The organism is Terribacillus halophilus (assembly GCF_900162685.1).
GTDB lineage: Bacteria > Bacillota > Bacilli > Bacillales > Amphibacillaceae > Terribacillus > Terribacillus halophilus_A.
Genome location: NZ_LT727828.1, coordinates 1,996,612 through 2,018,128, shown reverse-complemented (window position 1 = coordinate 2,018,128; position 21,517 = coordinate 1,996,612). Strand labels below are relative to the sequence as shown.

Sequence of the window (21,517 nt, the reverse complement as noted above, 5' to 3'; positions counted from 1 at the left end):
TGATGGCCGATACGAAGGTATTTGAAAAGATATTGCGTATGAAGGACCGTGAACGCAAAGCGGCCCAGCAAGCTTTTACTGAAAAACAAGAACATTTTGAAAAAGCTGCAACCAATTTATATGAATTGCTGAAGAAAAAAGAAGATGCAGAAGCACTCCTAGCCAATGGCTTAGCAGCATCACTTCCTATACAGCGATTATCAGAGCATCATGCATTTCTGGAAACAATTAACCGGCAAATCGACAGGGCGCAGATTGCGGTACAATTTGCCCGCACAGCGATGTTAGAGAAGCAGGAACTGCTCTCTGAGGCGTATATAGAAGTGAAGAAAATCGATAAGCTTTTAGAGAAAAAACGACAAGAAGCTTGGCGAAAGCTGCAAGAAGAAGAAAACAAGCAGATGGACGAGCTTTCAATCCGGCAATTCTTAGCAAATGGAGCACGATAGCATGGCAAAACAAAAAACAGATCAACAAAAGAAAAAAGGAAAAGGCAAAGGATTCTTACTTTATTTTCTCTTGCCAATTGTACTAGCAGCACTACTTGTCGTCGCGATACTCGAATTCTCGGGCGTATCTGTTGCAAAGGTAGCTTCTGGTATCCCGGTAATTGGAAATCTCGTCAGTGAAGAGACTGCAGCACCAGCCACTAGTTCAGCAGATACAGAAAAACTTAAAAAACAGCTGAAAGAGCAGCAAGAGGCCATTGATATGATGAAAGAGACGGAAGACGCGAAAAACGCAGAAATTGATGATCTGAATCAACAAATCCTCAAGCTAAAGAACCAATTAAACGGTGCTGAACCAGCTAGTGATGCAACAGCACAAACGGCCGGCAGTAATAGTGAGGCCGAGGGAGAAGAAGAAATATCTCCTTATAAAGAAGCTGCAACTTCTTTTAATAAAATGGAAGACAGCAAGGCTGCCGCAATCATCAGTAAGCTGGACAGTGAAAAAGCATTAGGTGTCCTTCAGCAGCTTTCTGGTAAGAAGCGAGGAACAATTCTAGCAGAAATGGATCCGGAAGCTGCAGCGTCATACACAAGTACCATGGTGGATGAAGCCGAGAAGGGGGGATAAGCGGTTGAATAATGTAATTACACCACTGCTGCAAGCGGCGGGGATTGTGAAAGGTCAACAGAATCAATCTTCCTCAGGGGATAGCCTCTTTCAAAGTCTGTTTCAGCAAGTTAGTACAGATAAAAATACCGAGCTGGCAGTAAATAAAGACTCCAAGAGCAATCAGGATCTGGACTTACAAGATAAGCAGGATATACAGGTTATTTTACAAGCATTCTTTGATAAACTACCAGACAATGGATCTATGCAGTTAAAAGAACAGCCTGCAAATGCTTGGGAATTAATGGAGCAAGTGCTAGGAGAAGATAAACTTACTGCCTATTTGCCCGATCAAATAAAAGTAAAGGCAGAGACAATTCTTAAAGACATAAAGGCAGATCATAACAATTTATCCGTTGAAGGGCTTCTAGAGAAACTTCAAGGGTTGCAATCATATCTTATGAACACGGACAGTATTCACTACGTGTCAAAAAACGCAGCGCAAGAAAAAGCAGCCTCTTCACACGTATTCTCGAGTGAATTAATGGGTAATCGACCAGCTAACACTGCAGTCAGTTTGCAAAAGACTACTGTTGGTCAAGCAGCTCCAGTTAAGGAGACAGAATCGAATGCAGCCTGGTTGAAATTACAAGGTCGAACCTCAATTTCAGAATCTCATGGAACACAGACGCTTGTAAAAAAAAATACGCCGACAGATCAATTGACAGTAAAACAGCAACCTAGTAACGCTTCCGCATCCATGCAGCACGCTGTCGGTAAGCAGACAGTTACGGAAACAGCAAAAGCAATCCAAAGTATTGTTGAGTCTTCTAACAGAGCTGGAAAATCATCGTTAGGTAATGTTGTGAATCAGCAGCAAGAGGAATCTATACCATTAGATTCGAAGCAAGTGAGTAATTTCCAGATGTCTAAACAGGAACAGCTTGTCTTCCACTTAAAACAAGCTGATCAAGTTCCGCAGCAAGCAGGTAAAGAGCTAGTAGAAAAAATAGAGCAAGCAGTAAAATTTAGCGGAATATTATCTGACAGGAATGGCCTGAAGGAACTCTCAATACAGCTTCGTCCCGGTAACTTAGGGGATTTACAAGTAAAGTTACATCGTGAAAATGGTGAGATTACAGTTCAGATAATTGCTGCTTCTAAACAAGCCAAGGATATGCTGGACTCTAATATATCTAGTCTTAAGCACATGTTCTCGCCTCATCAGGTGAGTATTTTGGAAAGAGTTGATCAACCGGACGGGTCTCAGGCAGAGAGAAACACGGACCAAAGTTTTCAAGATAATGCTGATGAGGAGAGAAAAGAAAAACAGCAGGAACAGCGAAATAATCTTACACGAGAGAATACCGATTTCGCGTTTGCAGATATATTATCTGAACAGAAGGAGATAAGGATATGAAGACAACAGGAGCTATAGACTCTAACTACTATCTGGACTCGCAATCAACACGCACGCCAAGTGCTACGCTTGATAAAGATGATTTCCTCCAAATCTTAATGGTTCAATTACAGAACCAGGATCCGACCAGTCCTATGGACGATTCAAAGTTTGTGGATCAAATGACCACTTTCACTAACCTAGAACAGGTAATGAATATTTCAGAAGCTGTTCAAAAAATTGCTGGTAAGCAAACAAGCATGTCGCCAGTTCTCCAATATAGTCATATGATTGATAAACAAGTGACATATAACGAATATGATGAGGAAACAGGTCAAACGGTTACGGACACTATTACAAGCAAAGTAAAAGCCATTACCCAAAAGGGTGGTTATGCGGTGCTTGAATTGGAGAACGGAAAGTCAATTTTCGCAGATGCGGTGACGAAGGTTAGCAACGAATAAAACAATTAAAGAAAAGGATGATGATGAATGTTACGCTCACTATATTCCGGTATTTCTGGTATGAAAGGTTTCCAAACAAACCTTGATGTTGTTGGAAACAACATTGCAAACGTTAATACCTCAGGTTATAAGAAAAGCAGAATCACTTTTCAGGACATGATGAATCAGCAAATCAAATCTTCCAATGATCCAACTGAGATAACGGGTGGTACAAATGCCAGTCAAGTAGGATTAGGCTCAAAGATAGGATCCATTGATAATGTACATACCCAAGGGAATCGTCAAAATACAGACAGAACATTAGACCTGGCACTTGAGGGAGATGGAATGTTTATTGTTGCTGAATCACCAACAGGTAATACCGATTTGAATTCTGCAGCTATTGGATTCACAAGAGCTGGTAACTTTTATCTGGATGGAGAAAACAGACTTGTAAACAGCAGTGGTTTATTCTTGCTAGATACAGCTGGTGATGCTATTACAGTTCCTGAAGGAGCAACGAATTTAAGCATTAATTCTCAAGGATTAGTTTCTTACAATACAGAGGATGGCGAACTTGAAGAAGCGGGTACAATTGGTTTGGCCAAATTCTCTAATCCAGATGGCTTGATAAAGAACGGTAACAGCACGTATCGAAACACACCAAACGCAGGTCTGTTGGGTGAAGGTATCTCCGTTCCGGGAGAAGATGGAACAGCAACAATAGTATCCGGCGCTTTAGAAATGTCCAATGTTGACCTATCTGAAGAATTTACAAACATGATCATTGCGCAGCGTGGATTCCAGGCAAATACAAGAATCATCACAACTTCTGACCAAATTTTGGAAGAGCTTGTTAACTTGAAGCGTTAAGAAGGAGGTGAAGGGGGTTTTCCAGACTCCCTTTCATAACATGATTCTGTTAACTAGATTAAACGGAGAGACATTTACGTTAAATGCATTGTTCATTGAGCAGATACAGTCGTTTCCTGATACGACGATCACACTGACTTCCAGTAAGAAAATTATCGTACGGGAACCTGAGATAGAGGTTGCGAGAAAAATACGCGAATTCTACCAAACTATCGGTCTGGTCGTTGTAAAGGAGAAGCAAGAGAAAAATGAACGCTAAACTAATTATTATCATTTTATCAGTTGTAATCATCTTAGGAGCGGGCGGCTATGCAGCTTGGAGTTTCTTTATAAGCCCTACTTCAGAGGCGGAAGCAAAGGAACCATCTGCAACGGAGCTTGCTGAACATTCTGTGACAACTGACGAAATTACAACAAATCTAAAAGATGGCAGCATTGTCCGTCTGCAGTTCCAAGTTATTACAGATGGCGAGAAAGCCAAAGAAGAAGTGACTGCGAGACAGTTCCAGCTGAAAAATGTCGTTATCAAGGAACTGACGACAATGAATAAAGAAGATATTGAATCAGGCTTAACTGAGCTGGAAGAGAGTCTGAAGAAAAAACTGAATGAAGAAATGCAAGAAGGCAAGATCGATGATGTGTATACGATCAACAAGGTACTACAATAAACCAGTGAGAAGCAGGAACGGAGGTGACGTGCATGGCAGAAGAGGTCTTATCACAGAATGAGATCGATGCACTGTTATCCGCTATATCTTCCGGAGAGATGGATGCCGACGAGCTGAAACAAGACGAGAAGAACAAGCGAGTGAAGACGTACGATTTTAAGCGGGCACTCCGTTTTTCTAAAGATCAGATTCGCAGTCTGACGAGAATACATGAGAACTTTGCCAGAATGCTGACTACTTATTATTCAGCCAGGCTAAGAACGTTTGTCCAGATAGCAGTTGCTTCAGTGGATCAAGTGCCTTATGAAGAGTTCATTCGCTCGATTCCGACGATGACTATCTTGAACACGTACAGTTTGTCACCGCTTGAAGGGAAAATACTCATTGAGTATGATCCTACCATTGCATTTGCAATGCTTGATCGAACGCTTGGCGGGCAAGGAAGCAATGTGAATAAGATAAACAACTTGACTGAAATCGAAACGACATTAATGACGCAGTTATTTGAGTCAAGTATGGAAAACTTGAAAGTTGCCTGGCAATCGCTTGAAGATGTAGATCCGATACTTGAGGACTTTGAGATTAACCCGCAGTTTCTGCAAATGGTTTCACCTAATGAAACAGTTGTAGTTGTTACGTTGAATTCTACAATTGGAGAAACAACCGGCATGATTAATATTTGTATCCCACATGTCATATTAGAACCAATTGTATCGAAGCTGTCCATTCATTACTGGATGCAAGCACCTTCAAATAAAGAAGGAAACGAGACAGAATGGCGTGATCTTTCTGCAGGAATTCAAAGAGCTTCAGTCGATGTGAAAGCGATACTCGGAGAAACGTCGATTGATGTAGAAGAATTAGTTAATCTTCGGGAAGGGGATGTGTTGATGCTGAATCAGCCCATTGACGCCCCTTTGCAAGTTAAGGTAGATAATCAAGTGAAATTTAATGCGCAGCCAGGCAAAAAGAAAAATAGAATGGCTATTCAAATTTTGGAAGAGATTGATACAGGGGGGGAAGAAAATGAGTGATATGTTATCCCAAGAAGAAATAGATGCGTTATTAAACGGTTCAGACGATATTTCAACTACCACAGGCGATGAGCAGCTCCTCCCTGGAGATGACTTGGGAACGATGGAAGTGGATGCATTAGGGGAGATTGGTAATATCTCTTTTGGCAGTTCAGCAACAACGCTTTCTACCTTACTAAATCAGAAAGTAGAGATCACAACACCGAAGACAGCTGTGGTTAAAAGATCAAGTTTATATGAGGAGTTCCCGCAGCCGAATGTGGCCATTGAAGTAAGTTATACGGAAGGATTTACTGGTGCAAATCTCTTTGTCATCAAACAAAGTGATGCTGCCATTATCGCTGATTTAATGCTTGGCGGTGACGGAAGTGCTCCAGCTGAAGAATTCAATGAGATACACCAAAGTGCCGTGCAGGAAGCGATGAACCAAATGATGGGTGCTGCTGCGACTAGCATGAGTACAATATTCAGTAAAAAAGTGGATATCTCCCCGCCTTCCATAGCACTAATGGATCTTTCTGAAGGGACAGGTACTGAAAAGCTTCCAGATGATGATCAAGTTGTAAGTGTTTCTTTCGACTTGAAGATTGGAGATTTAATAGATTCTTCTATTATGCAGCTGCTTTCAACTGAGTTTGCGAAAGATATGGTAGATGAATTGCTTAACCCTCCTGCTCCAGCTGCTGAAGAGCCGGCGCCGGCAGCAAGCAGTACACAGCCAGCATCAAGTGCACAACAAAGTGCGCCAACAGCGCCAGCACCTGTACAGCAGCAGCCAGCACCAAGTCAGCCTGCTCCCAATGTGCAGCAAGCAGCATTCACAACGTTTGATACACCAGCTGCTCCGCCGGCAGAACAGCCGCGCAATCTGGACTTATTGATGGATATTCCATTAAAGGTGTCAGTAGAGCTAGGCCGTACGAAAAGAACCATTAAAGATATCCTAGAGCTTTCTGTTGGTTCTGTAGTAGAGCTGGACAAGCTTGCTGGCGAGCCAGTAGATATTCATGTTAATGATAAATTGATTGCTAAGGGAGAAGTTGTCGTAATTGAAGAAAACTTCGGTGTACGTGTAACAGACATCCTAAGCCAGACAGATCGATTAAAATCAATCAACTAATTTGACCATTGAGAGGAAGAGATAATATGGGGAAAAGAATTCTAATTGTAGACGACGCGGCATTCATGCGCATGATGATTAAGGACATTTTGACAAAGAACGGGTTTGAGGTTGTAGGAGAAGCCCAAGATGGCCAGCAAGCGGTAGAGAAATACAAAGAATTAACACCAGATCTCGTAACAATGGATATTACAATGCCGGAAATGGACGGAATTGCGGCTATGAAAGAAATTAAAAGCCAATATCCTGATGCAAAAGTTATTATGTGTTCAGCGATGGGACAACAGGCGATGGTTATTGACGCTATCCAAGCTGGAGCGAAGGACTTCATCGTTAAACCATTCCAAGCAGATCGTGTTGTAGAAGCAATTACAAAAGCTTTAAGCTAAAAAAGGTGAGTAGGAAATGATAAAAAGAACAGTCTGGGCATGCGTGCTTCTGCTAGTGCTGCATGTTGCCGTTTCGCCAGTCACAGTCTCGGCTGCGGCAAGTGTAGGAGATTGCTTAAAAGAAGATGCCGCGCAAACGGATGCCTGCAAGGACATGAATGAAGCCGGTAACCAACAAGAAAATACACCAACAACAGATACGGCTGATTCGGCAGCCGGAGGTACATCTACCTTTCTGAATCTTGTCAAGCTTGCATTGGCTTTAGTGGTTGTGCTCGGACTGATCTATGTCCTACTGAAGTTTTTAAACAAACGCAATCGATTGTTTCAGCAAGTGCGCGCCATGGAGAATATAGGCGGGATTGCTTTAGGAAACAACAAATCAGTACAGATCGTCAGAGTTGGCGAGAAGGTGTATATGATCGGTGTGGGAGACAATGTAGACTTACTCACCGAGATTACCGATGAACAAACAATTCAGGAACTAACGGAGAATGAACAACAGGAAATGAAGGCTTCGACTTTGCTGACAAGCATGCTGCCAGGCAGAAAACAGCAAGCTGCTGGTAAGGAAGTAACAGCAACAGAAAAGGATGAATCCCAAGATCGGTTTCAAGCCCTTTTCAAGCAAGAGTTAGGGAAATTGAAGCAATCAAGAAGTAAATTGAAACAGCAGCAGAGGAAGGGCGCAGACGATGAATGATTTTATAAGTGTATTTTCTGGAACCGACCCCGGGAGTGTATCGACCTCGGTAAAGCTGCTGCTCCTGTTGACCGTATTTTCCTTGGCGCCAGGGATTTTAATCTTGATGACTTGCTTTACCCGAATTATTGTCGTTTTATCTTTTGTTCGAATGAGCTTAGGTACCCAACAAACACCGCCAACACAAGTATTAATTGGGATTGCGCTATTTATGACATTCTTTATTATGGCACCTACTTTCAACGAGATAAATGATCAAGCGATTTCTCCTTTAATGAATAATGAAATGTCGTTAGATGAGGCGTATACCGAGGCAAGCGGGCCAATAAAAGCGTTTATGGCGGAAGAAACCAGACAAAAGGACTTATCTTTATTTATGAATTATGCCGGAATGGATAAACCGGAATCTATCGATGATATTCCGTTAACGACGCTGGTACCTGCTTTTGCTATCAGCGAATTGAAGACCGCCTTTCAGATGGGATTCATGATTTTTATTCCATTCCTGGTTATCGATATGGCAGTAGCCAGCATCTTGATGTCAATGGGGATGATGATGCTTCCGCCGGTAATTATCTCATTACCATTTAAAATTTTGTTATTCGTCTTGGTAGACGGTTGGTATCTGGTGACTTCCTCACTGTTGAGAGGGTTTTAGAATGAAGGAGCGTACGCATTATGAGCAGTGAATTTGTCATATCAATCGCAGAACGCGGTATTTATACAGTACTTATTATTACTGGTCCTTTGCTAATTCTTGCACTTGCAGTGGGGTTGATCGTCAGCATATTCCAAGCGACAACACAAATACAGGAACAAACACTCGCGTTCATTCCAAAGATTGTTGCTGTATTAGTTGGGATTATATTTTTTGGACCGTGGATGCTGACCAGGATGGTTGAATTTACAGCAGGTATCCTAGAGAATTTGGATCGGTTTGTGGGCTGAATAGATGCTATCTCAGATTGATTACACCGTTGTACCAGCATTTGCATTGGTTTTAGTCCGCTTAATTGCGTTCTTTGTCACAGTCCCGTTATTCTCGTACAAGAATGTGCCGACGACTTTTAAGATAGGGTTTAGCTTCTTTCTGGCCATGATTATTTTCTTTACCATTGACCGACCGACAATACCGGTTGATTCAACATATTTCCTGCTGCTTTTCAAGGAAGCGTTAGTAGGCTTATCCATTGGGCTGCTTGCTTTCATCGTTATGCAGGCAATCAATGTGGCAGGCGGATTAATCGATTTTCAAATGGGATTTGCCATTGCTAACGTCATTGATCCAGTCACAAGAGCTCAGAGCCCTTTGACCGGACAGTTTTTATATACGATTGCTACTTTATTCCTGCTTTCGATAAACGGACATTTGCTTTTAATCGACGGTATCTTCTACAGTTATCAGCTTATTCCGTTGGATGAAATGGTACCATTCGGCAGCCAGGATATTGTAGATCTTGTTCTTCATACATTTGGTCAGATGTTTCTTATTGCCTTCCAAATGAGTATTCCGATTGTTGGCAGTCTGTTTCTTGTTGATGTCGCTATTGGTATTGTAGCCAGAACCGTTCCGCAGCTGAATGTTTTCGTTGTCGGTCCGCCGATCAAGATACTGGTCGCTTTTGTTTTGCTTTTCATATCAATAGGCGTTTATATGACCGTTGTGAGACAGCTGTTTGACTATATGTTAGTCACAATGCGTGATTTGATGGTCTTGTTTGGAGGGGCTTAAATGAAGTACCGTTTAGACCTGCAGTTTTTCGCTGGTGAGAAAACGGAAAAAGCGACATCGAAGAAACGACAAGATACAAGGAAAAAAGGGCAGGTAGCCAAGAGTCAAGATATCAATACGGCTTTTCTGCTTTTGTTATCGTTAGGTTTGCTCGCTTTAATGGGCGGATATTTTAAGAACCAGTTTCTTTATCTCTTTACCCATGTATTTGATGAATATCTCACAAAAGATATTACTGCGAATACTGTGCAGACCTTGCTGGTAGAGATGAGCATCTCACTAGCTAAAATTGTAGGACCAGTTATGGGTATTGCCATTATTGCAGGAGTAGTTTCCAACTTTGCGCAGTTTGGCTTCCTTTTCAGCCCAGAGGCTATAAAATTTGATTTAAAAAAAATGGACCCGATTCAAGGTGCTAAACGTATTTTTTCTGCGAGAGCTTTAGTGGAGCTAGTAAAGTCGTTGCTCAAGATCAGCATGGTGGGAGCAGTTACATTTTTTATTCTGTGGCAGAACATGGACACGGTGATGACAATGTTCACGAAAACCGCAGAAAATGCATTACAGTTCTTTGGCAGAATTACTTTGTATATGGGATTTGCTGCAACAGTTGTGCTGCTGTTCATTGCTGTGATTGATTACGTTTACCAGCGCTTTGACTTTGAGAAAAATATTAAGATGTCCAAGCAAGACATCAAGGATGAACATAAGAACATGGAAGGAAACCCGCTCATTCGTTCCAAGATAAAAGAAAAGCAGCGGCAGATGTCCGCGATGCGCATGATGAGTGAAGTTCCAAAAGCAGATGTCGTCATTACCAACCCGACGCATTTCGCTATTGCTATTCGATACGACGAATCGAAGTCAGATACTCCGATTGTCGTAGCAAAAGGGATGGACCATGTAGCATTCAAAATCAGAGAAATAGCGAAAGCGAACAACGTTACGATGGTAGAGAACAAGCCGCTTGCTCGCGGACTGTACAGTAAAGTAGAGCTTAACCAGCCGATACAGGAAGAATTTTTCCAGACGGTAGCGGAGGTGCTTGCCTTTGTTTACCGGACGGAGCGTAAAATGTAAGAGAAGAGGAATAACCATATGAAAATGAAGGATATGTCAGTACTTATAGCGGTAATATTAGTGATCGTGATGCTGATCGTCCCAATGCCAGGCTGGCTGCTCAGCTTTCTAATCCTAATTAATATCACACTTGCTTTAATCGTTATTTTGGTGTCGATGAATACCGAGGAACCGCTGCAATTCTCGATCTTCCCCTCTCTCATACTGTTGCTTACGCTGTTTAGGCTGGCGTTGAATGTTTCAACGACTAGATCGATTCTTTCAGAAGCGGAAGCCGGCGGGGTAGTAGATACGTTCGGCAGCTTTGTAACTGGAGGCAACCCGCTTGTTGGTTTTGTTGTATTCGTCATCTTAGTTATTATTCAGTTCCTTGTCATCACGAAAGGGTCAGAGCGTGTTTCGGAAGTAGCGGCTCGCTTTACACTAGATGCGATGCCCGGTAAGCAGATGAGTATTGACGCTGACTTGAATGCAGGTATGATTTCCGATGTGCAAGCGAAAGAACGCCGCCAGAAAGTCGAGCATGAAGCTGATTTCTACGGTGCGATGGATGGTGCCAGCAAGTTCGTTAAGGGGGACGCTATTGCTGGAATTATTATCCTGTTAATGAATATCATTTTTGGACTCATCATTGGTATGGTCCAGCTGGACATGGGTTTCCAAGAAGCTATTGATACATACATGCGTCTTACAGTCGGCGATGGTTTGGTTTCTCAAATACCAGCTATTCTGATTTCAACTGCAACAGGTATCGTGGTAACCCGTGTAGCGTCTGAAGGAAACCTCGGAAGTGATGTGACAAAGCAGCTATTCCGTTTTCCAAGTATGCTATATATCGCTGCAGGAACAATTTTCTTGTTAGGGTTAACACCAATTAACTTCTTCTTGACGACAGCACTTGCCGGTGTATTAGCAGGCATTGCATTCTTCTTATCGAGATTACAAAAGCAGCAAGAAACAGTAGAAGTAGAAACAGAGGAAGTGAAAGAAGAAGCTTCAATGAAATCCTCGGATAATGTTGTCAGTTTGCTTAGCATGGATCCAATTGAGTTTGAATTTGGTTATGCACTCATTCCGTTAGCTGATACAAATCAAGGTGGAGATTTGCTTGATCGAATTGTTATGATTCGTAAACAGCTGGCGATTGAGCTGGGTATCGTTATACCGGTTGTGCGTATTCGTGACAACATCCAGTTAGGCCCGAACGAATACCGCTTGAAAATAAAAGGCAATGAAGTAGCAGCAGGAGAAGTGCTGCTGGATCATTATTTAGCGATGAGTCCAGGTGTGGAAGATGACGGACTTGAAGGAATTGATACACTGGAACCAGCATTTGGCTTGCCAGCTAAATGGATTAGCGATGATATAAAAGATGAAGCCGAGCTGTCTGGCTATACAGTAGTTGATCCTCCTTCTGTTGTGTCTACGCATTTGACCGAAACGATAAAACGTCAAGCGCATGAATTGCTTGGAAGGCAGGAAACGAAGCAGCTAATTGATCATTTGAAAGAATCGTATCCGATTTTAGCGGAAGAAGTAACACCAGATCCGCTCTCTGTCGGAGATGTGCAGAAAGTGCTGGCAAAACTGCTGCGGGAACATGTGTCCGTCCGGAACTTGCCAGTAATCTTTGAAACATTGGCTGATTTCGGCAGAATGACGACAGATACCGACCTTTTGGCAGAGTATGCACGCCAAGCACTGGCACCGCAAATTACGAAACAATATGCACAAGGCAATCAACCGTTACAAGTAATCACTGTTTCTGGAACAGTAGAGAAGCTGATTGCTGATCATATCCAGCAGACAGAGCACGGAAACTATTTATCACTCGATCCAGATTCACAACAACAAATCGTCCAATCTGTCATGCAGCAGGCAGAACGGTTGTCTTTGCAGGAGGAAACGGTTGTCGTGCTCTGTTCTCCGACAATTCGGATGTATATCAGACAGCTGCTTGACCGCAGTCTGCCGCATGCAGTAGTACTTTCGTATAATGAATTGGACAATACAACAGAGATCAAGAGTGTGGGGATGGTGAATGTCGCATGAAAATGAAAAAATATACAGCGGCATCTATGCCTGAAGCGATGATACAAGTAAGACGGGAACTTGGAAAAGACGCAGTTATTTTGCGTACAAAAGAGTTCTCAAGCGGCGGATTTCTCGGTTTATTCAAAAAGAAGCAGATTGAAGTTATTGCAGCTTTGGATCCTGACGTAAGCAAAAGCGAAACTGTCAAAGAGAGCGTCGCAGCTATGTCTGCTACACCTTCTAATAGAGCAAGCAAAGAAACAGGGAGCGAAAGGCAAACAGATATGTCCTCAGAATTGACTGCCTTAAAGCAGGAATTAAGAGCGGCAATCTCCGGCCAGACAAGGCATTATGCCATGCCCCTGCAGCGTTTATACGAAAGACTGCTTCATAATGAGGTACTTCCTCAAATCGCTTCTGGTCTGATGGAACGATTAATCGAACAGGGCTACGCTGACGACGCAGAAAGCAAGCTGCTTGAACTGCTTACAGAGCGTTTTAGTAAAGTGCAGCAACCGGCAAGTTTTGATAAAAAATTTGTTCATCTTGTCGGTCCCACTGGTGTGGGCAAGACGACAACCATAGCCAAGTTGGCAGCCAAAAGCGCGTTGGTCGATAACAAGAAGGTAGCTTTTATCACGACGGATACATACCGTATTGCTGCCATTGATCAGCTGCGGACATATGCGAAGATATTGGATGTGCCAATGGAAGTTGCTTATTCACTTGAAGATTATGAAGCAGCAAGAAAGAAGTTTGCTGCATATGATCAAGTGTTCGTGGATACTGCTGGCAGAAACTTTAAAGATGCTGCGTATGTAAAAGAGCTGGAGCGTACACTCGATTTGCAGCAAGATGCAGAAACTTATTTAACATTAGCTATCACTACTAGAGCAAGTGATCTTGCAGATATCTATCAGCAGTTTGCTCATCTGCCAATCAAGCAGTTTATTTTCACAAAAATAGATGAAGCAAGCCGCTACGGCGGAATATTGAATCTCATGCAGCAAGCACATATTGGGGTTGCTTATCTAACACACGGACAAGATGTACCTGATGATATTTTAGCTCCGACTGCAGATTATTTGGCAAAACGCGTAATGGAGGAGACGGCTCGTGCGTGATCAAGCTGCGAAATTGCGGGCAAGTGTCCAGCGTACCGAATCAGGTCGTACAATAGCCATTGCTAGTGGAAAAGGAGGCGTTGGGAAGTCCAATTTTGCTTTGAACTTCTCTTTGGCTCTATGTAAGCTCGGCAAATCTGTTCTGCTAATCGATTTAGATCTTGGTATGGGGAATATTGAGATTTTGTTAGGGAAATCAGCTAATTATTCCTTCATTGACATGATCCAAAAACGATTAGACTTTGAGGAAATCGTGGAATCTGGACCACACGGCCTGGATTTCATCGCGGCGGGAACAGGGATGAATAATCTGTTCCAGATGGATGACGCTGGATTTGTCCATTTCCAAGCGGAATTCGAAAGAGCGCAGCTCCAGTATGATTATGTCTTCCTGGACATGGGAGCTGGATTAACAGAAGAAAGTGCGGCCTTCATTTTGGCGGCAGATGAAAGTATCGTTGTTACGACAACAGAGCCGACGAGCATGATGGATGCATACGCTTTGGTCAAGCATATTAAACAGCGGCATGCGGACTTACCGATGCATTTGCTTGTAAACCGAGCTGCTGATCGGCTAGAAGGTCAAGAAACAGCAAGTAGAATGCAAGAAGTGGTACAAACTTTTTTGCAGGCAGAAATTAAGCTTTTGGGGATACTGCCCGAGGATAAGCAAGTAACAAGATCAGTGAAGCTTCAACAGCCATTTTTTGAACAAAAAGATTCAAAGGCTGCAGCAGCTATTCGGCAGCTTGCAGCCAGCTACCAACAGCCAGTTCTGGATACAGCAGCAAAAGAATCAACATCATTCATTGGCCGGTTGAAAGATATCTGGCTGAAAGGAGGAACACGCAATGGGAAAAATCCGCGTTTTAGTCGTTGATGACTCAGCTTTTATGCGGAAAATTATCTCAGATCTGCTGAATGGCGATGACCGCCTGGAAGTGATCGGAACAGCAAGGAACGGACAGGATGGCCTCCATCAGATACAGCAGCTGAAACCAGATGTTGTGACGATGGACGTCGAGATGCCTATTATGAGCGGTCTGGAAGCACTAAAAGAAATTATGAAGAAGCATCCTCTCCCTGTTGTCATGCTTTCCAGTCTCACAAAACAAGGGGCGGATATGACCATTCAAGCGATGTCACTTGGTGCAGTTGATTTCATCGCCAAACCATCGGGATCCATCTCATTGGATCTGGATAAGGTCCGAGATGAACTTGTTGTCAAAGTAGCGGCAGCAGCTTCATCCCGGCTTTCTGCTAAGCAGCAAGTGAAGGAACCGGAAGTTAAAGTCATCAGCAGAACACCAACGAAGAGGCGTTCTGCTCATAGTCTGGTTGCTATCGGAACTTCCACCGGAGGGCCAAGAGCTTTGCAGGAAGTAATTGGTAAACTACCGGCATCTCTTTCTGCTCCAGTTGTCGTTGTGCAGCATATGCCAGTAGGTTTTACCAAGTCGCTGGCAGAAAGATTGGACAGCTTGAGTGCTGTGAAAGTAAAAGAAGCCGAGCAGCATGAAATATTGCGTAATGGCACAGTATACATCGCTCCTGGCGGTTATCATCTGACAATTGTGCAGTCAGAAGACAGACTAGTTGCTAAATTGACGACTGAGCCACCTGTGAGAGGACACCGCCCATCTGTTGATCGAATGTATGAATCTATTAGTGCTTTGAAAAATGTGGATGTATGTACAGTCATTATGACTGGCATGGGAGCTGATGGGACAGAAGGCTTGCGCAAGATTAGTAATCAGCTGTCTTCTGTTTACAGTATTGGAGAATCTGCGTCAACTTGTGTCGTCTACGGTATGCCTCGGGCAGCTGCTGAAGCGGGTTTGCTTCATCATGTTTGTCCTGTGCAGTCGATTGCACAAGCCATTCACCAGCGAATCAATCTTTTAGAGGGGGTCAATTAATGGAAACAGATCAGTATCTAGATGTATTCATTGAAGAAAGCAAAGAACATCTCCAGGCATTAAACCAGCATTTGCTTGAGCTTGAAAAGCAGCCCGAAGATCTCAGCTTAGTAAATGAAATTTTTCGTTCGGCTCATACACTGAAAGGTATGTCTGCTACGATGGGGTATCAGGATTTAGCTAATTTAACGCATCAAATGGAGAATGTTCTTGATGGAATCCGTAATCATCAAATTAAAATCAATCCGGACATCCTTGATGTAGTTTTTGAAGCTGTAGACAGCCTGGAAGAGATGGTGCTCGATATTGAGTCAAGCGGAACAGGGAAGAAAGAAGTCAGTGAACTTGTTCGCCAGCTAGAAGCAATTGAAGCAGGCGAAGCTGTGTTGCAAACGGCAGCAGCTGTTGCTGAAGAAACAGAAACAAACAATGACACATCAGGTATCGCTTTGGACGAATTTGAACTTGCAGTTCTCCGGGAAAGTGAAGAAAAAGGATACCAAAACTTCTACGCAAAAGTCACTTTACGTGAAGATTGTATGTTAAAAGCTGCAAGGGTTTATATGGTCTTTGAAGTATTAGAATCCTTAGGTGAAATTGTAAAATCGAATCCGGATGTTTCCCAGTTAGAAGATGAGGCATTTGATTTAAGTTTTGAAGTGCTGTTCGTAACGCAGCAGTCGATGGACCTAATCAAAGAGAAAATTCTTCGAGTTTCAGAGATTGACACAGTTTCCATCCAAGACTTTTTCGTGGATACATATAAAGAAGTTCAGGATACGGCTCCAGAAACGAAAGAAACACCGGTACCTGAGAATGAAGAAAAGCAGCAGGAAACAACCGGAGAGAAAAAAGCGCAGCACAACAATAAGACAATTCGAGTAAATATCGAGCGTTTGGACATTCTCATGAATTTATTTGAGGAGCTGGTGATCGACCGTGGCAGACTAGAACAGATTGCCGAAGATGTAAAGCATCCAGAACTGAATGAAACAGTCGAACGGATGGCGAGGATATCTGGTGATCTGCAAAGTATCGTACTGACAATGCGGATGGTGTCTATTGACCAAGTGTTCAATCGTTTCCCACGTATGGTTCGGCAGCTTGCCAAGGATCTTAACAAAAAAATCGACCTTCAGATTGAAGGGGCAGAAACAGAGCTTGACCGTACTGTAATCGATGAGATTGGTGATCCGCTTGTACATTTGATCCGGAACAGTTTAGATCATGGAGTCGAAACTCCGGAAGTTAGACGCAAACTAGGAAAACCGGAAACAGGAACCATTAAACTGAAAGCTTATCATTCTGGTAATCATGTCTTTATTAATATTAGTGATGATGGCGCTGGAATCAATCGCAAGAAAGTGACCGAGAAAGCGATTAATAATGGGTTAATCACAAAAGAACAAGCCTCAATTATGACAGATAACCAAGTGTTCGGTCTCATCATGGAAAGCGGCTTTTCCACTGCAGATACTATTTCGGATATATCTGGAAGAGGTGTCGGGTTGGATGTTGTGCGGAACACGATAGAATCGCTTGGCGGAGCAATTACAATCGATTCTGAAGAAGGAAAAGGTTCCACATTCAGTATTGAATTACCGCTGACATTATCTATTATTAGTGTCTTACTTGTAGAGATACAACAAGAAAAATATGCAGTTCCGCTTTCGTCTATCATCGAAACGGCGATTATCTCAAAATCGGATGTCATGCACGTTCATAATCAAGCAGTAATAGATTTCCGCGGCAGAGTTGTGCCACTCGTTTCTTTGAAAGATGTGTTCCAAGTACCTGAAGTAAATGAAGAAACGGATCATTATTCCGTTGTTATCATTAAAAAAGGCGATAAATCTGCCGGCTTAATCGTTGATGGTTTTATCGGTCAGCAGGAGATTGTGCTCAAATCACTTGGCAACTATCTGACTGACATTTTTGCAATCTCCGGAGCTACTATTCTTGGAGATGGACAAGTAGCACTTATTATCGACAGCAATGCGTTAATCAAATAAGGAGGGTTCATTATGGCAGAAGAAATCGTACAAGACGTGAAAGTAATTGTTTTTCAATTAAAGAATGAAGAATATGCAGTACCTGTAACCCAAGTAGGTTCGATTGAGAAGATGGAGCATATCACGAGAGTGCCGAATACAGAAAACTTCATTAAAGGTGTTATCAATATGCGTGGTATCGTCACACCGATTGTCGACTTACGCAGCCGCCTGGGGCTAGAGGAAACACCAGCTGATGAGAATACAAGAATTATTATTGTTGATCTTGCTGATACATCCATCGGTTTAATTGTTGATGCTGCCAATGATGTCGTAGATATACCTGTCGACAAAATTGAAGAAGCACCACAAGTGATTGGTGCAATTGACATCGATTATATTGACGGTGTTGTGAAACTGGATGACAGACTAATCATTTTGCTTGATTTGCGAAAAGTGCTTAAATTCCATGAAATCGAGCAAATCAAGTCTATTGAAAACTAATGTATGATTTAAGGCATATAACAGAGGATCAACTGGATGCATTAAAGGAAGCTGGAAATATCGGAGCAGGAAATGCCTCTACTGCTCTCTCTACTTTGCTTCGTCGTGATATCGACATGCAGGTTCCTGCGGTGCGGATATGTCATTTCAATGAATTGATTGATTCGACAGGTGGAGCGGAGCAGCCAGTAGCAGCCATCTATCTTCGGATTCAAGGAGATGCTCCAGGAAATATGTTTTTCCTGTTAGAACCAGGAGATGCAGAAATGTTTGTTCATTACATTACGGGCAGTGAGACTTTCGCTTGGTCGAACACCTCCCATGATGATATCAATTTGTCTGCTTTACAAGAGATGGGCAATATTTTGGCTGGCAGCTATTTGTCGGCTATCAGTGATTTCGCCGATGTAAACATGCAGCCATCAGTTCCGCAAATAAGTGTAGATATGGGCGGTGCTATTTTAGCGAATGGACTTATTGAAATTGCTCAGGAAAGCGACTATACCGTTGTCATTGATACAGTAATATCCTTACTCAACCCAAATCAGGAACAACACATGATCGAAGGGAAATTTCTTCTGCTGTTGGATCCAGATGCGTTCGGTCAACTATTCCGATCTTTAGGAGTCGAAGCGCATGACTGATACAGAGGTGTTGCATGTCGGAATCGCGGATGCAAAAATTGCTGCTTCTCCGCAGCATTTGCGCACAGCAGGCCTTGGTTCTTGTGTCGGTGTTGTTGTCTACGACAGGCAAACAAAACTTGCTGGAATGGCACATGTCATGCTGCCTGACTCAAGTCTTGCCAGGCAGACACAGATGAATCGTAATAAATACGCAGATACTGCGATGGACGACCTGATTGCGAAATTGCTGCGTTTAGGTGCGAGCAAAATGCGTTTTAAGGCGAAGCTGGCAGGGGGAGCACAAATGTTTTCTTTCATGTCAAGTGATGAAAAAATGCGGATTGGTCCCCGAAACATCGAAGCAGTTGAACGGAAGCTTCAAGAATATCGAATTCCAATTGAAAGTAAGGATGTTGGCGGAAACAATGGACGGACGATTGAGTTTGATACAGATACGTGTGCTTTGAAGGTCAAAACAGTAAATAAAGAGGAAGCGATCATATAATGGAGCAGCTTTATGCCTATGACGCAACAGCAAACGAAGGAGGGAGTTTCATGATCAATAATGGATCAGAAACAGAACAGCACTATTGGAACAGCTGGTTGATAAAGAAAGATAGCGAAGCTGCCAATGAATTGATGCGAATGTATATGCATGTAGTAGATTATCACACCCAGCGCATCGCTGCTCATCTTCCCTCCAGTGTGAGCAGAGATGATGTCAGAAGCTTTGGTTACACAGGATTGTATGATGCCTTGCAAAAATTCGAACCGAGCCGGGATTTCAAATTTGAAACGTATGCTTCTTTTCGTGTAAGAGGCGCCATTATGGATGGATTACGAAAAGAGGACTGGCTTCCTCGCACCGTACGAGACAAAGTGAAGAAAATTGAAGCAGTAGCTGCCAGTCTGGAACAGTCGCTTGAACGCCAGCCCACTAGCTCCGAAATTGCCAAACAAACTGGTTTTAGTAAAGAAGAAGTGGAAGAAGCTGTGCGAGACTCACTGTTTTCCAATGTGCTTTCTATGGACGATAAGCCTGCTCAGCCTCAAAAGGAAAAACAAGATGCTGGTTATGTTCTGCCTGATTTAAAGACGCCTCAGCCAGAGGATGCTATCATGCAGAAGGAATTGCTGCATCAGCTCACAGACTGCATAAAATTGCTCAATCAACATGAACAGCTTGTCATCAGTCTCTTCTATAAGGAAGAATTGACGTTTACGGAGATTGGTCACATACTGGAATTAACAACTTCCCGAATTTCTCAGATCCACAAACGTGCGATTTTTAAATTAAGGGAATCTTTGGCAAAGCTTTCAGCTATCAGCTGAAAGCTATTTCCATTTTGTATAGAAAGAAGGTTCTCCATGCTTACACTACTAGTAGCCGCCAGTCTTCTGCTGCATCTTCTAACCTTTATTGCTATTCGAACACTTCAATCAAACGTGCAGCGACAAGAAAGCAGACATAAGGAAGAAAAGCAGTCCTATGAGGCAATCCTCAGCTCTATCTTAGATGAACTAAAAGAAGAAAATGAACGATTGCTTCAAGCTGAGCAAGTGAATGAGAAAGTTTTGCCGGTAAATAACATGAAGCAGGAACCAAATGCTGTTCCTGCTGCTGAGCCTGTAAAGGAAGTAGAAGAAGCCCCTCGTTCTGCAGATTATGCGCCTCCGCAGCCCGAGGAGGAAGATCAAGTATCGATGTCTAATCTCGGCCGCGTCCTTCAGCTTCATGAGCAGAAGCTCGCTCCTGCAGAGATTGCCAAAAAGCTTGGAATGGGGAAGACAGAAGTAGAATTAATCCTTTTAATGAGGAATAATGGCAAAACAAATAAAAAAAGCTGAGAAAGTATAAAAACATGTCTAATAAACTTGATTGAAGGCAATAGCTGTGCTATATTTATTTTTGGTGTTAATACACACGTCTGCCGATTTTTACGGGAGGTGCTGATATTCATTCAGTTCCCGATAAAAGATGAAGCAGTCGGAGGAGAAAAAACCATTAGGAGGAAACACTATGTCAGTCATTTCAATGAAACAATTGCTTGAAGCTGGTGTTCATTTCGGTCACCAGACTCGCCGTTGGAACCCGAAAATGAAGAAATACATCTTCACGGAGCGTAACGGTATCTACATCATCGACCTTCAGAAAACAGTTAAGAAGGTTGACGAAGCGTACAATTATGTGAAGGAACTTGCTGCTGATGGCGGTACAATCCTATTCGTAGGTACGAAGAAACAAGCACAGGAATCTGTTAAAGAAGAAGCGATCCGTTCTGGTCAGTACTTCGTTAACCAACGCTGGTTGGGTGGTACGCTTACAAACTTCCAAACAATCCGCAAACGTATCAACCGCTTGAAATCTATCGAGCGCATGGAAGAAGACGGTACTTTCGAAGTACTTCCGAAGAAAGAAGTAGTAGGTCTTCTTAAAGAAAAAGAACGTCTTGTTAAATTCCTTGGCGGTATCAAAGACATGGAAAGAATTCCAGACGCTCTATTCGTTATCGACCCGCGTAAAGAAAGAATCGCAATTGCAGAAGCTCACAAATTGAACATCCCGATCATCGGTATCGTTGATACGAACTGTGATCCAGACGAAATCGATTACGTGATCCCTGCGAATGACGACGCTATCCGCGCTGTCAAATTGCTTACTTCCAAAATGGCGGATGCTATCTTGGAATCCAAGCAAGGTGAAGAGTTGGAAGAACAAGAAGCTCCAGCTGCTGAAGAAGAAGCTGCAGAAACTGTAAGCGAGTAATGGATGAAGGGTGATAAGGGGGGACCTTTTATCACCCTTTTTTCAAGAAATA

The 21,517-nt window shown here is 42.8% G+C and carries 26 protein-coding genes; all 26 read left to right on the top strand.

Going from position 1 to position 21,517, the window contains the following annotated elements:
- Positions 1-2: 2 nt before the first annotated feature.
- Positions 3-449, top strand: coding sequence for a flagellar export protein FliJ (fliJ, locus tag B1K52_RS14880; RefSeq protein WP_179106569.1), 447 nt, complete (start codon positions 3-5; stop codon positions 447-449).
- A 1-nt stretch (position 450) separates the two neighbouring features.
- Positions 451-1,080: a MotE family protein gene (locus B1K52_RS14875; protein WP_179106568.1), complete on the top strand. Its 630-nt coding sequence runs from the start codon at positions 451-453 to the stop codon at positions 1,078-1,080.
- 4 nt (positions 1,081-1,084) lie between these two features.
- The gene (locus tag B1K52_RS14870; protein ID WP_179106567.1) at positions 1,085-2,479 is read left to right on the top strand and encodes a flagellar hook-length control protein FliK; all 1,395 of its coding nucleotides are present in this window, start codon (positions 1,085-1,087) and stop codon (positions 2,477-2,479) included.
- Positions 2,476-2,922: a flagellar hook capping FlgD N-terminal domain-containing protein gene (locus B1K52_RS14865; protein WP_077309571.1), complete on the top strand. Its 447-nt coding sequence runs from the start codon at positions 2,476-2,478 to the stop codon at positions 2,920-2,922. The genes B1K52_RS14870 and B1K52_RS14865 overlap by 4 nt, the downstream gene beginning before the upstream one ends.
- Positions 2,923-2,949: 27 nt before the next feature.
- Complete coding sequence (gene flgG, locus B1K52_RS14860; protein ID WP_077309569.1) at positions 2,950-3,774, top strand: flagellar basal body rod protein FlgG; 825 nt, start codon at positions 2,950-2,952, stop codon at positions 3,772-3,774.
- Between the two features lie 40 nt (positions 3,775-3,814).
- Positions 3,815-4,033, top strand: coding sequence for a flagellar FlbD family protein (locus tag B1K52_RS14855; RefSeq protein ID WP_077309567.1), 219 nt, complete (start codon positions 3,815-3,817; stop codon positions 4,031-4,033).
- On the top strand, positions 4,023-4,442 hold the full coding sequence (gene fliL / locus B1K52_RS14850) for a flagellar basal body-associated protein FliL (RefSeq protein ID WP_077309565.1): 420 nt from the start codon (positions 4,023-4,025) through the stop codon (positions 4,440-4,442). Before B1K52_RS14855 ends, fliL begins: the two co-directional genes overlap by 11 nt.
- A gap of 32 nt (positions 4,443-4,474) precedes the next feature.
- Positions 4,475-5,476 (top strand): flagellar motor switch protein FliM, encoded by a 1,002-nt coding sequence (fliM, locus tag B1K52_RS14845; protein ID WP_077309563.1) that lies wholly within the window; start codon positions 4,475-4,477, stop codon positions 5,474-5,476.
- Positions 5,469-6,596: a flagellar motor switch phosphatase FliY gene (fliY, locus tag B1K52_RS14840; RefSeq protein ID WP_077309561.1), complete on the top strand. Its 1,128-nt coding sequence runs from the start codon at positions 5,469-5,471 to the stop codon at positions 6,594-6,596. Before fliM ends, fliY begins: the two co-directional genes overlap by 8 nt.
- A 26-nt stretch (positions 6,597-6,622) precedes the next feature.
- Entirely contained in the window at positions 6,623-6,985 is a 363-nt protein-coding gene (locus tag B1K52_RS14835) for a response regulator (protein WP_077309559.1), read from the top strand.
- Positions 6,986-7,001: 16 nt separating this feature from the next.
- A complete protein-coding gene (locus tag B1K52_RS14830) occupies positions 7,002-7,688 on the top strand; it encodes a flagellar biosynthetic protein FliO (RefSeq protein ID WP_077309557.1) in 687 nt (228 codons plus the stop codon).
- Positions 7,681-8,346 (top strand): flagellar type III secretion system pore protein FliP, encoded by a 666-nt coding sequence (gene fliP / locus B1K52_RS14825; RefSeq protein ID WP_077309555.1) that lies wholly within the window; start codon positions 7,681-7,683, stop codon positions 8,344-8,346. The genes B1K52_RS14830 and fliP overlap by 8 nt, the downstream gene beginning before the upstream one ends.
- A gap of 20 nt (positions 8,347-8,366) precedes the next feature.
- On the top strand, positions 8,367-8,636 hold the full coding sequence (gene fliQ, locus B1K52_RS14820) for a flagellar biosynthesis protein FliQ (RefSeq protein WP_077309553.1): 270 nt from the start codon (positions 8,367-8,369) through the stop codon (positions 8,634-8,636).
- A gap of 4 nt (positions 8,637-8,640) precedes the next feature.
- Positions 8,641-9,420 carry a flagellar biosynthetic protein FliR gene (gene fliR, locus B1K52_RS14815; RefSeq protein WP_077309551.1) on the top strand — a complete coding sequence of 260 codons (780 nt, stop codon included), beginning with the start codon at positions 8,641-8,643 and terminating at the stop codon, positions 9,418-9,420.
- A complete protein-coding gene (gene flhB, locus B1K52_RS14810) occupies positions 9,421-10,500 on the top strand; it encodes a flagellar biosynthesis protein FlhB (protein ID WP_077309549.1) in 1,080 nt (359 codons plus the stop codon).
- An 18-nt stretch (positions 10,501-10,518) separates the two neighbouring features.
- Complete coding sequence (gene flhA, locus B1K52_RS14805; RefSeq protein ID WP_077309547.1) at positions 10,519-12,552, top strand: flagellar biosynthesis protein FlhA; 2,034 nt, start codon at positions 10,519-10,521, stop codon at positions 12,550-12,552.
- Complete coding sequence (flhF, locus tag B1K52_RS14800) at positions 12,549-13,658, top strand: flagellar biosynthesis GTPase FlhF (protein WP_077309545.1); 1,110 nt, start codon at positions 12,549-12,551, stop codon at positions 13,656-13,658. The genes flhA and flhF overlap by 4 nt, the downstream gene beginning before the upstream one ends.
- Positions 13,651-14,538, top strand: a complete 888-nt coding sequence (locus B1K52_RS14795; RefSeq protein WP_077309542.1) for a MinD/ParA family protein — start codon at positions 13,651-13,653, stop codon at positions 14,536-14,538. The genes flhF and B1K52_RS14795 overlap by 8 nt, the downstream gene beginning before the upstream one ends.
- Positions 14,510-15,577 carry a protein-glutamate methylesterase/protein-glutamine glutaminase gene (locus tag B1K52_RS14790; RefSeq protein WP_077309540.1) on the top strand — a complete coding sequence of 356 codons (1,068 nt, stop codon included), beginning with the start codon at positions 14,510-14,512 and terminating at the stop codon, positions 15,575-15,577. The genes B1K52_RS14795 and B1K52_RS14790 overlap by 29 nt, the downstream gene beginning before the upstream one ends.
- On the top strand, positions 15,577-17,589 hold the full coding sequence (locus B1K52_RS14785; protein WP_077309538.1) for a chemotaxis protein CheA: 2,013 nt from the start codon (positions 15,577-15,579) through the stop codon (positions 17,587-17,589). Before B1K52_RS14790 ends, B1K52_RS14785 begins: the two co-directional genes overlap by 1 nt.
- A gap of 12 nt (positions 17,590-17,601) precedes the next feature.
- Entirely contained in the window at positions 17,602-18,072 is a 471-nt protein-coding gene (locus B1K52_RS14780; RefSeq protein ID WP_077309536.1) for a chemotaxis protein CheW, read from the top strand.
- Complete coding sequence (locus tag B1K52_RS14775) at positions 18,072-18,716, top strand: chemotaxis protein CheC (protein ID WP_077309534.1); 645 nt, start codon at positions 18,072-18,074, stop codon at positions 18,714-18,716. The genes B1K52_RS14780 and B1K52_RS14775 overlap by 1 nt, the downstream gene beginning before the upstream one ends.
- On the top strand, positions 18,709-19,203 hold the full coding sequence (locus B1K52_RS14770) for a chemotaxis protein CheD (RefSeq protein ID WP_077309532.1): 495 nt from the start codon (positions 18,709-18,711) through the stop codon (positions 19,201-19,203). Before B1K52_RS14775 ends, B1K52_RS14770 begins: the two co-directional genes overlap by 8 nt.
- Positions 19,204-19,253: 50 nt before the next feature.
- The gene (locus B1K52_RS14765) at positions 19,254-20,030 is read left to right on the top strand and encodes a FliA/WhiG family RNA polymerase sigma factor (protein WP_077310622.1); all 777 of its coding nucleotides are present in this window, start codon (positions 19,254-19,256) and stop codon (positions 20,028-20,030) included.
- 36 nt (positions 20,031-20,066) lie between these two features.
- A complete protein-coding gene (locus tag B1K52_RS14760; protein WP_077309530.1) occupies positions 20,067-20,546 on the top strand; it encodes a DUF6115 domain-containing protein in 480 nt (159 codons plus the stop codon).
- Between the two features lie 172 nt (positions 20,547-20,718).
- A complete protein-coding gene (gene rpsB, locus B1K52_RS14755) occupies positions 20,719-21,465 on the top strand; it encodes a 30S ribosomal protein S2 (RefSeq protein WP_077309528.1) in 747 nt (248 codons plus the stop codon).
- Positions 21,466-21,517: the final 52 nt, after the last annotated feature.

Coding starts and splice junctions, on each gene's coding strand:
- fliM (WP_077309563.1), top strand. CDS start 4,475: ATGGCAGAAGAGGTCTTATCACAGAATGAGATCGATGCACTGTTATCC.
- B1K52_RS14785 (WP_077309538.1), top strand. CDS start 15,577: ATGGAAACAGATCAGTATCTAGATGTATTCATTGAAGAAAGCAAAGAA.
- flhB (WP_077309549.1), top strand. CDS start 9,421: ATGAAGTACCGTTTAGACCTGCAGTTTTTCGCTGGTGAGAAAACGGAA.
- B1K52_RS14770 (WP_077309532.1), top strand. CDS start 18,709: ATGACTGATACAGAGGTGTTGCATGTCGGAATCGCGGATGCAAAAATT.
- B1K52_RS14855 (WP_077309567.1), top strand. CDS start 3,815: ATGATTCTGTTAACTAGATTAAACGGAGAGACATTTACGTTAAATGCA.
- B1K52_RS14775 (WP_077309534.1), top strand. CDS start 18,072: ATGTATGATTTAAGGCATATAACAGAGGATCAACTGGATGCATTAAAG.
- B1K52_RS14760 (WP_077309530.1), top strand. CDS start 20,067: ATGCTTACACTACTAGTAGCCGCCAGTCTTCTGCTGCATCTTCTAACC.
- B1K52_RS14790 (WP_077309540.1), top strand. CDS start 14,510: ATGGGAAAAATCCGCGTTTTAGTCGTTGATGACTCAGCTTTTATGCGG.
- flhF (WP_077309545.1), top strand. CDS start 12,549: ATGAAAATGAAAAAATATACAGCGGCATCTATGCCTGAAGCGATGATA.
- B1K52_RS14875 (WP_179106568.1), top strand. CDS start 451: ATGGCAAAACAAAAAACAGATCAACAAAAGAAAAAAGGAAAAGGCAAA.
- B1K52_RS14865 (WP_077309571.1), top strand. CDS start 2,476: ATGAAGACAACAGGAGCTATAGACTCTAACTACTATCTGGACTCGCAA.
- fliP (WP_077309555.1), top strand. CDS start 7,681: ATGAATGATTTTATAAGTGTATTTTCTGGAACCGACCCCGGGAGTGTA.
- fliQ (WP_077309553.1), top strand. CDS start 8,367: ATGAGCAGTGAATTTGTCATATCAATCGCAGAACGCGGTATTTATACA.
- B1K52_RS14830 (WP_077309557.1), top strand. CDS start 7,002: ATGATAAAAAGAACAGTCTGGGCATGCGTGCTTCTGCTAGTGCTGCAT.
- fliL (WP_077309565.1), top strand. CDS start 4,023: ATGAACGCTAAACTAATTATTATCATTTTATCAGTTGTAATCATCTTA.
- fliR (WP_077309551.1), top strand. CDS start 8,641: ATGCTATCTCAGATTGATTACACCGTTGTACCAGCATTTGCATTGGTT.
- flhA (WP_077309547.1), top strand. CDS start 10,519: ATGAAAATGAAGGATATGTCAGTACTTATAGCGGTAATATTAGTGATC.
- B1K52_RS14765 (WP_077310622.1), top strand. CDS start 19,254: ATGATCAATAATGGATCAGAAACAGAACAGCACTATTGGAACAGCTGG.
- B1K52_RS14780 (WP_077309536.1), top strand. CDS start 17,602: ATGGCAGAAGAAATCGTACAAGACGTGAAAGTAATTGTTTTTCAATTA.
- rpsB (WP_077309528.1), top strand. CDS start 20,719: ATGTCAGTCATTTCAATGAAACAATTGCTTGAAGCTGGTGTTCATTTC.
- fliY (WP_077309561.1), top strand. CDS start 5,469: ATGAGTGATATGTTATCCCAAGAAGAAATAGATGCGTTATTAAACGGT.
- flgG (WP_077309569.1), top strand. CDS start 2,950: ATGTTACGCTCACTATATTCCGGTATTTCTGGTATGAAAGGTTTCCAA.
- B1K52_RS14835 (WP_077309559.1), top strand. CDS start 6,623: ATGGGGAAAAGAATTCTAATTGTAGACGACGCGGCATTCATGCGCATG.
- fliJ (WP_179106569.1), top strand. CDS start 3: ATGGCCGATACGAAGGTATTTGAAAAGATATTGCGTATGAAGGACCGT.